Origin of the sequence: Pseudomonas maioricensis (assembly GCF_022790535.1) — a bacterium.
Taxonomy (GTDB): domain Bacteria; phylum Pseudomonadota; class Gammaproteobacteria; order Pseudomonadales; family Pseudomonadaceae; genus Aquipseudomonas; species Aquipseudomonas maioricensis.
This window is the reverse complement of sequence record NZ_LOHG01000023.1, coordinates 29,524-35,993: the sequence shown is the minus strand read 5'-3', so window position 1 is coordinate 35,993 and position 6,470 is coordinate 29,524. Positions and strand designations below refer to the sequence as shown.

Genomic DNA, 6,470 nt, shown 5'->3' with positions numbered 1-6,470 from the left:
TTCACCCAGACAAAAAAATGCCCGGCGACATGAAGAGGCCGGGCAAAGGGGAGGTGAATCGTTTATTTCGGTTGCAGCGCCTCGCGGACGGCTTTCACGTCAGCGCTGGACACCGCAGGGGCGGCGTTACCCCAACTGTTGCGCACGTAAGTCAGCACGTTGGCGACATTTTCATCGGACAGCGCCCAACCCAGTGCAGGCATCGCCGGTGCAGTTGGCGCAGCATCGGTGGCTCCGGCGCGACTGCCTGCCAGCACCACGCGTATCATCGACGACGGATCCGCGCTGTTGATCAGTGGGGCCATCGCCAGTTTCGGGAACAGGTTTTCTGTGCCTTCACCATTGCCCACGTGGCACGCTGAACAGCGGTCGGCATAGATGGTTTTGCCTACGACCATGGCCGGATCTTTCGCGTCCAGCGCCTTGGGTGGCGCAGCCGGTTTCGCGCCATCCTTGAGGTACACCGCCACGGCCATCAGGTCGGCATCCTTCCAGTGCTGCGATGAATGCTCGATTTCCTCGGCCATAGGACCGGAGGCAATGTCGAAACGATTGGCACCGGTCTTCAGGTACTTGACGATGTCTTCCTCGGTCCACTTGCCAATGCCACTGTGGCCGTCGGCGGTGATGTTCGGCGCAACCCAGTTCTGCAGGTTGGCCCCGGTCAGGAATTGATCGTTCTTGTCACCCCCGGTCAAGCCTTTGGGCGTGTGGCAGGTACCGCAATGCCCCAGACCTTCCACCAGATAAGCACCGCGGTTCCACTGTTCGGACTTCTGCGGGTTGGCTTTGAATTCGCCTTCCTTGAAGTTCATCAGGTTCCACGCCAGCAAGCTGGTGCGCACGTTGAACGGGAAGGGCAACTGGTTGGTTTCAACCTTGTTGTCCACCGCGTCCAGCGTTTGCAGGTAGGCCCAGATCGCCTGATTATCCTGACGCGTCACCTTGGTGTACGCGGTGTACGGCATTGCCCCGTACAGGCGCTTGCCGTCCAGACCGTGGCCTTTGGACATGGCGTTCTGGAAATCGTCCAACGTCCAGCGGCCAATACCGGTGACCGGATCGGGCGTGATGTTCGCCCCCAACAGTTTGCCGAACGGCGTATCCAGTACTACGCCACCGGAGAAAGCCGGTTTGCCGGGCAGGGTATGGCAGGCGGTGCAGTCGCCCAGAGTGGTCAGATACCGGCCTTGTTCCACCAGGTTGTACGAGTCGGCACCGGTGCCAGCGTGTGCGACGTTAAGGGTCAGACCCAGTACGCCGACACAGACAGAGAGAAGGGTCTTCATACCGGGATCATCTCCCCTGGGCGCTTCAAATATCGGGTGCGAATCGCATCAGCAGCCTTGAAGGCCAGTGCCGCGACGGTGCCGGTGGGGTTGTAGCCAGGGTTCTGCGGGAAGGCCGATGACCCCACCACAAACAGGTTTGGTACATCCCAGACCTGCAGGTATTTGTTCACCGAACTGGTTTTCGGGTCCGCGCCCATGATGAAGCCACCGACAATGTGCGAAGACTGATACGGCGAACTGTTCCAGTGCCCGGTCTGGGCGCTGTCGACCATTTGCACCGGGTTCATGCTCTTGGCGATCTCGTGGACCTTGCCGGTCACATACGCGGCCATCTTGCGGTCGTTTTCCGGGAAGTCGAAGGTGATCCGCAGCAAGGGTCGCCCCAGCGGATCCTTGTAGGTCGGGTCCAGCGACAGGTAGTTGCCGCGAATCGAGTAGCTGCTCGCTTCACAGCCGATGGACATGCTGTTGGCGTAGTTCTTGACGGTCGCCTGCTTCCATTTCGAACCCCAGGTCGGGGTGCCCGGTGGCACAGGACGCGATTCGATGGGCGCTGCGCCGATGGGCGTGACTCGGGTGCTGCCGCCGCCGACGAAACCCAGACCGGAGTGGTCGAAGTTGTCGTTGTTGAATTCGTCGATGCCCATGCCAATCGCGCCGCCGCCGATGAACGGGTTGAAGTTCTTGTCATCGAAGAACAGACGCACGTTGTTGGCGGTCTGGTAGGCATAGTTGCGGCCGGTCGTACCGGTGTTGGTCACCGGGTCGTAAGGCTTGCCCACCCCGGATAGCAGCATCAGGCGTACGTTTTCAAAGATGAACGCGCTGATCACCACCAGGTCGGCAGGTTGCTCGAACTCATCGCCATTGGCATCGACAAAGATGATCCCGGTGGCGCGCTTGCCCGTGCTGTCCATGGTCACGCGCAGCACTTCACAATTGGTCTTGGCGGTGAAGTTCGGCTTGCGGATCAGCACCGGCAGTACCGTGGTGATCGCACTGGCCTTGGAATAGTTGGCACAGCCGTAGTTGGTGCAGAACCCACAGAAGGTGCAGGCACCCATGGTCACGCCCAGCGAGTTGGTGTAAGCCCGGGAAACCAGTGCCGATGGCACGGGGAAGGGCTTGTAGCCCAGATTCTTCGCCGCTTCGGCGAACAAAACCGGTGCGTAGGTCTGCTCGGTAGGCGGGTTCGGGTATTCTTCCGAACGCGCACCTTCGAAGGTGTTGCCGCCTTCCTGAATCACGCCCTTGATGTTGCCAGCCTTGCCGGAAACCCCGGCCAGACGGTCGAACTTGGTGTAGAACGGTTCCATTTCCTCCCAGTCAGTGCCCCAGTCCTGCAGGGTCAACTCGGTGGGCAGCTCTTTGCCGTAACGCTCGGTCAGGTGGCTGTGCAGGCGGAACTCTTCAGGCTGAAAGCGAAAGGCAATGCCAGCCCAGTGGTTGCCCGCGCCGCCGGTCCCGTTGCCGGGGTGAAAAGAGCCCCAACTGCGCATGGGCAAGGCCTTTTCGGTGACGTTATTGCGGATGGTGCACGTGTTCTGCTTGGTGCGCAGCATCAGATCCTGACGGCGCGCATAGCGCAATTCGTCGGTGGCAGATGCGATGTTGAAGTCGGCTGCCGTGTCGCGCCACGGACCGCGTTCGAAGCCAATAACACTCAAGCCTTCATCGGCCAGTTCGTTGGCGATGATAGATCCGGCCCAGCCGAGTCCGACAACCACCACATCGGTGGAAGGTAGTTTTCTAGCCATGTCGATTAACCCTTCTTTTGCCAGGCGGAGCTGCCGATGATCGATATCGGAGTGAGGTCGAGCTTCTGGTTATGCCTGCCGATGTAGTCTCGGTAGTCATAACGGGCGCCGGGAAAGCCGATCATTTTCCACGACACCATGTCGCGGTTGCCGCCATATACCGGGTCAGCAAAAAAGCCTTCCATGGTGTTGCCCAGCACTTGCTGGAAGAACAGCTTCGCGTCGATGCCTTCCAGCTCGATGGCGCCTTTTTCCAGATCGGTCAGGACCTTGTCGCGCTCTTCATTGCTCAGGGCGCTGAAGATTTTCTGGTGTTGCTGCTGGCAGTAGCGGGTCAGGGCAGCGATGCCCAGGCGATAACGCTCACGGGGTACCAATGGCGATTGATCACCCTGCATCGGCGTGCCTTTTTCGAACGGGCCCTGCATGTACAGGCGATCAAAAGTGCCGTACTCGCCTGCCAGCTGGCGGTCGATAAATACGGCGCAGCCAGCGTCTTTGCCACTGACGCTGAGGTCATCAGCCGGGATCAGACGCTCAACAATGGCTTCGACTTCCTGGGCTTCCTCGGCAGTAAAGAATTGCCAGCCGGGTGTTTCGTAATGCATCGGGCCGTTATGGTCAAAAGGCACCCATTGCGGCACGCCGGTCAGGGTGGCGGCCTTGGCGCTGGCGGCGGCACCGGCTGCCAGGGTGGTAGCAGAAGACACTAGCAGTTGGCGGCGGGTCAGGCCTTTGGGAGGTAGGTCAGTCATTTTTTTGAGGCTCCTGCGAACGCATACGACAGGAGCGGGTCCCATCGGCAGTTGGCGTATCGCGGTCAGTACACGGTGTTTGTCCGACTGAGGGACACTGAAAACTCACGTGAGGGTGTGACATTAGGTCTCTGGCAATTCGGTAGGCCCGAAGCGCATGCTGGGCAGGCAACAGCCAGACTCCGCAATCATCTTTTCGCACGTTCCACCATCATAGATATGTTGCTAAACGTTTCGCCGCACTCATTTTACAATGGACTGTTACGCTGAAAGTAATAATCCATGGGTGTTCTCCGACCATTCATGCCTACCAGGCAAGACAATCCTCCCTAAACAGGCGCTTCTTGGTATCGTGCGCACCCTGTCGCGTGTGGAAATATCTACTCACATATTTTCGTCATGCAGCCAGTGCCTGACTATGCGGTGCTTCGCGAGGCAACCAGTAGGAGCGCACGAGCACCGCGAGGCCGCGATAGCGGTGTATCAGACAGGACGCCATCGCGCCTCGCGGTGCTCGTGCGCTCTTACAGAAAGGTGAGAAGTCGATCAGGCAATGCACATTGTGAATTTTTGTCATTTATTTAAAGAGAAGCTGTAGAAATGCCCGATCCCATTCCTTTGAAGGATCACGAGAAAGACGCGCGGCTGGTCAACCGGCGGCTGATCGCGTGCGCGTTGCTCGTGGCTATATTGAGTGCGTGCCTGGTCGCGCGGATGTATTTCCTGCAGGTCACCGAGTACACCTATCACTCGACGATTTCCGAAAACAACCGTGTCCATGTGCTGCCAATCGCGCCCGAGCGCGGCCTGATTTATGACCGTAATGGTGTGGTGCTGGCGGATAACCGGCCCAGCTACAACATGACGCTGACCCGCGAGCGGGCAGGGGACTGGCACAAGGTCATCGATGAAGTGATGGTCTTGCTCAAACTCCCCGAGGAGGAGCGCATCCTCTTCGACAAAGACCTCAAGCAAGTGCGTCACCCGTTCGAGCCTGTGACCTTGCTGTACGAGCTGACTGAAGAGCAGATCGCCGTGCTGGCCGTCAATCAGTACCTGCTGCCGGGTATCGACGTTGAACCGCAGTTCGTCCGGCACTACCCGCTGGGGGCGCACTTTGCCCATTCCATTGGCTACGTTGGGCGAATCAACGAGAAAGAAGCAAAGCAGCTGGATTCCGTTGAATACCGCGGCACTCAGTCCATCGGCAAGACCGGTATCGAGCGTTTTTACGAGTCCGAGCTGCACGGCAAGGTCGGCTACGAGGAAGTGGAAACCAACGCGCAGGGACGGGTATTGCGCGTGCTTAAACATACCGATCCGACACCCGGAAAGAACATCACCTTGAGCCTCGATATTCATCTGCAGGAGGCCGCAGAGGAGGCGCTGGGTGATCGCCGTGGTTCGGTCGTGGCGCTGGACCCGGCGACGGGCGAGGTGCTGGCGATGGTCAGCAAGCCAAGCTTCGATCCGAATCTGTTCGTGACCGGGATCAGTTTCAAGGAGTACGCCGCGCTGCGCGACTCAATCGATCGGCCACTGTTCAATCGCGTGCTGCGCGGCCTGTATGCGCCGGGTTCAACGATCAAGCCGGAAGTGGCCATCGCCGGGCTTGATACCGGTGTCGTGAACGCCTCGACCAAAGTCTTCGACCCCGGCTATTTCCAGCTGCCGGACTTCGATCACAAGTACCGTAACTGGAACCACAGCGGTGATGGCTGGGTGGACATGGACGCCGCAATCATGCGTTCCAACGACACCTACTTCTACACCGTCGCGCACAAGCTGGGTATTGATCGTATGTACGACTACATGACCATGTTTGGCCTGGGGCAGAAGGTCTCGCTGGACATGTTTGAAGAGTCGGCAGGGTTGATGCCGTCGCGCCAGTGGAAGCGGGCCACGCGGCGTCAAACCTGGTTCCCGGGTGAGACCGTGATTCTCGGCATCGGCCAGGGCTACATGCAGGTCACGCCATTGCAACTCGCTCAGGCCACTTCCCTGATCGCCAACAAAGGTGTGTGGGTACGCCCGCACCTGGCCATGGAAGTGGGCGACCGTGCGCCAGTGGACGAGCACCCGATGCCGAACATCGTGCTGCACGATCCCAACGAGTGGAACCAGGTCAACATCGGTATGCAGATGGTGATGCATGACCCGCGCGGCATTGCCCGTGCCGCGGCTCAAGGCGCGCAATACCGCATCGCGGGTAAAAGTGGTACGGCACAGGTCGTGGCGATCAAGCAGGGCGAGCGTTATGACCGCGCCAAGACCCTCGAACGCCACCGCGACAATGCCTTGTTTGTCGGCTTTGCACCGGCTGATCATCCAAAGATTGTGGTCGCGGTCATGATCGAGAATGGCGAGGCGGGCGGTCGGGTCGCAGGTCCTGTCGTCAGGGAAATCCTTGATGCCTGGCTGCTGGACAAGGACGGCAAGCTCAAACCGCAATATGCCGCACCGGCTAAACCGGGTGAACCACATGTATAGGTTTTCAGCTTAGGCACTGTCTCTTCTGCTGACTGCTGTCTTGTGTGGGAGATTCTATGTCTGCTAAATCTGGTTCTACGGAATAGCGCGGTCTATGTGGGAGCTGAGCTTGCTCGCGATAAGGACGCCGCAGTTATCAGGTATATCGCGTGCTGTCTTATCGCGAGCAAGCTCGG

General features: G+C 59.0%; 4 protein-coding genes. 1 reads left to right on the top strand and 3 read right to left on the bottom strand.

Going from position 1 to position 6,470, the window contains the following annotated elements:
* Positions 1-62: 62 nt before the first annotated feature.
* Genes AUC61_RS23815 through AUC61_RS23805 form a run of 3 tightly spaced genes read right to left on the bottom strand, consistent with a single transcriptional unit; the run spans position 63 to position 3,804 of the window.
* The gene (locus AUC61_RS23815; RefSeq protein ID WP_243248620.1) at positions 63-1,289 is read right to left on the bottom strand and encodes a c-type cytochrome; all 1,227 of its coding nucleotides are present in this window, start codon (positions 1,287-1,289) and stop codon (positions 63-65) included.
* Entirely contained in the window at positions 1,286-3,049 is a 1,764-nt protein-coding gene (locus AUC61_RS23810) for a GMC family oxidoreductase (RefSeq protein WP_243248619.1), read from the bottom strand. Before AUC61_RS23810 ends, AUC61_RS23815 begins: the two co-directional genes overlap by 4 nt.
* A gap of 5 nt (positions 3,050-3,054) precedes the next feature.
* The gene (locus AUC61_RS23805; RefSeq protein WP_243248618.1) at positions 3,055-3,804 is read right to left on the bottom strand and encodes a gluconate 2-dehydrogenase subunit 3 family protein; all 750 of its coding nucleotides are present in this window, start codon (positions 3,802-3,804) and stop codon (positions 3,055-3,057) included.
* 600 nt (positions 3,805-4,404) lie between these two features.
* Between AUC61_RS23805 and mrdA the strand changes: the two genes are divergently transcribed.
* Complete coding sequence (mrdA, locus tag AUC61_RS23800; RefSeq protein ID WP_243248617.1) at positions 4,405-6,294, top strand: penicillin-binding protein 2; 1,890 nt, start codon at positions 4,405-4,407, stop codon at positions 6,292-6,294.
* Positions 6,295-6,470 lie beyond the last annotated feature (176 nt).

Bases quoted from the DNA above. Each gene is read 5' to 3' on its own strand.
- AUC61_RS23810 (WP_243248619.1), bottom strand. From the start codon at position 3,049: ATGGCTAGAAAACTACCTTCCACCGATGTGGTGGTTGTCGGACTCGGC.
- AUC61_RS23805 (WP_243248618.1), bottom strand. From the start codon at position 3,804: ATGACTGACCTACCTCCCAAAGGCCTGACCCGCCGCCAACTGCTAGTG.
- AUC61_RS23815 (WP_243248620.1), bottom strand. From the start codon at position 1,289: ATGAAGACCCTTCTCTCTGTCTGTGTCGGCGTACTGGGTCTGACCCTT.
- mrdA (WP_243248617.1), top strand. From the start codon at position 4,405: ATGCCCGATCCCATTCCTTTGAAGGATCACGAGAAAGACGCGCGGCTG.